This window comes from Planotetraspora sp. GP83 (genome assembly GCF_041262585.1).
GTDB lineage: Bacteria > Actinomycetota > Actinomycetes > Streptosporangiales > Streptosporangiaceae > JAOEGB01.
In genome coordinates this window covers 1-2804 of record NZ_JBGCBZ010000050.1, presented here as the reverse complement: position 1 = coordinate 2804, position 2804 = coordinate 1, and the positions used below count along the sequence as shown (strand labels likewise).

Below are 2804 nucleotides of genomic sequence, written 5' to 3'. Positions count from 1 at the left end.
TGGGAAGGGGCGCCGTAGACCGTGAGAGCCGGGTAGGCGAAATCATGCTGACTGTTTGAGGGTGTCCCGAGTAGCACGGGGCTCGAGGAATCCTGTGTGAATCTGCCAGGACCACCTGGTAAGCCTAAATACTCCCTGATGACCGATAGTGAACGAGTACCGTGAGGGAAAGGTGAAAAGCGCCCCGGTGAGGGGTCGTGAAATAGTACCTGAAACCGTGTGCCTACAAGCCGTAGGAGCGTAGACGAGGCTTGCCTTGTTTGTGATGTGACTGCGTGCCTTTTGAAGAATGAGCCTGCGAGTTATGGTGTGTGGCGAGGTTAACCTGTGTGGGGGAGCCGTAGCGAAAGCGAGTCTGAATAGGGCGTTTGAGTCGCATGCTGTAGACCCGAAGCGGAGTGATCTACGCATGGGCAGGTTGAAGCGTGGGTAAGACTGCGTGGAGGACCGAACCCACCAGGGTTGAAAACCTGGGGGATGACCTGTGTGTAGGGGTGAAAGGCCAATCAAACTCCGTGATAGCTGGTTCTCCCCGAAATGCATTTAGGTGCAGCGTTGCGTGTTTCTTGCCGGAGGTAGAGCACTGGATGGCTGATGGGCCCGACAAGGTTACTGACGTCAGCCAAACTCCGAATGCCGGTAAGTGAGAGCGTGGCAGTGAGACTGCGGGGGATAAGCTCCGTGGTCGAGAGGGAAACAGCCCAGATCACCGACTAAGGCCCCTAAGCGTGTGCTAAGTGGGAAAGGATGTGGAGTCGCAGAGACAACCAGGAGGTTGGCTTAGAAGCAGCCATCCTTGAAAGAGTGCGTAATAGCTCACTGGTCAAGTGATTCCGCGCCGATAATGTAGCGGGGCTCAAGTACACCGCCGAAGTCGTGGCACTCGACTCTTTGGGGTTGGGTGGGTAGGGGAGCGTCGTGCAATCCGGTGAAGCGGCGGAGTGATCCAGCCGTGGAGGTTGTGCGAGTGAGAATGCAGGCATGAGTAGCGAGTCAGAAGTGAGAAACTTCTGCGCCGGATGACCAAGGGTTCCTGGGGCAGGCTAATCCGCCCAGGGTAAGTCGGGACCTAAGGCGAGGCCGACAGGCGTAGTCGATGGACAACGGGTTGATATTCCCGTACCCGCTGTGATGCGCCCATATCGAACCCAGTGATACTAAGAGTCCTTAACTCGGTCTGCTCTTCGGAGTGGGTGTCAGAGTGAACGCTCGGCCTGATCTGGTAGTAGGTAAACGATGGGGTGACGCAGGAAGGTAGCCCATCCCGGGCGATGGTTGTTCCCGGGGTAAGCATGTAGGGAGAGAGATAGGCAAATCCGTCTCTCATGTTCCTGAGGTGTGATGCCGAGCCGATTGTGGCGAAGTGGGTGATCCTATGCTGCCGAGAAAAGCCTCTAGTGAGTGTCGTGGCGGCCCGTACCCTAAACCGACTCAGGTGGTCAGGTAGAGAATACTAAGGCGTTCGGGTGAACTGTGGTTAAGGAACTCGGCAAATTGCCCCCGTAACTTCGGGAGAAGGGGGACCTTTACTGGTGTAGGACCTTTGCGTTCGAAGCTGGTGGGGGTCGCAGTGGCCAGGGGGAAGCGACTGTTTACTAAAAACACAGGTCCGTGCTAAGTCGTAAGACGATGTATACGGACTGACGCCTGCCCGGTGCCGGAACGTTAAGGGGACCGGTTAGTCGAACGTGTTTCGGCGAAGCTGAGAACTTAAGCGCCGGTAAACGGCGGTGGTAACTATAACCATCCTAAGGTAGCGAAATTCCTTGTCGGGTAAGTTCCGACCTGCACGAATGGCGTAACGACTTCCCCGCTGTCTCAACCACAGGCCCGGTGAAATTGCAGTACGAGTAAAGATGCTCGTTTCGCGCAGCAGGACGGAAAGACCCCGGGACCTTCACTACAGCTTGACATTGGCGTTTGGAGCGTCTTGTGTAGGATAGGTGGGAGACTGGGAAGCGGTGACGCTAGTCATCGTGGAGTCATTGGTGAAATACCACTCTGGTCGTTTTGGACGTCTAACCCGCGCCCGTGTATCCGGGTGGGGGACAGTGTCTGGTGGGTAGTTTAACTGGGGCGGTTGCCTCCTAAAGTGTAACGGAGGCGCCCAAAGGTTCCCTCAGCCTGGTTGGCAATCAGGTGTCGAGTGTAAGTGCACAAGGGAGCTTGACTGTGAGACTGACGGGTCGAGCAGGAGCGAAAGCTGGGACTAGTGATCCGGCATCGGCATGTGGAAGCGGTGTCGCTCAACGGCTAAAAGGTACCCCGGGGATAACAGGCTGATCTTCCCCAAGAGTCCATATCGACGGGATGGTTTGGCACCTCGATGTCGGCTCGTCGCATCCTGGGGCTGGAGTAGGTCCCAAGGGTTGGGCTGTTCGCCCATTAAAGCGGTACGCGAGCTGGGTTTAGAACGTCGCGAGACAGTTCGGTCCCTATCCGCTGCGCGCGCAGGAGACTTGAGAGGGGCTGTCCCTAGTACGAGAGGACCGGGACGGACGAACCTCTGGTGTGCCAGTTGTTCCGCCAGGAGCACGGCTGGTTGGCTACGTTCGGCAGGGATAACCGCTGAAAGCATCTAAGCGGGAAGCTCGCCTCGAGATGAGGTCTCCCACCACGAGAGTGGGTAAGGCCCCCTAGAGACGATGGGGTTGATAGGCCGGAGGTGGAAGCACAGTAATGTGTGGAGCTGACCGGTACTAATAGGCCGAGGACTTGACCACAAAGCAAATACCACCCTGTGTGGTTCCTGCGGCATCCGTTCCCTCCCTTTTTCGGGGTGGGGTGGGTGCGCGAACCTGGGG

1 rRNA gene is annotated in these 2804 nt (G+C 57.1%); it reads left to right on the top strand.

Annotated features, from left to right (window positions below):
- Positions 1-2723: ribosomal RNA gene (locus tag ABH927_RS34105) — 23S ribosomal RNA — on the top strand; the annotation flags it as partial.
- Between the last annotated feature and the right edge of the window lie 81 nt (positions 2724-2804).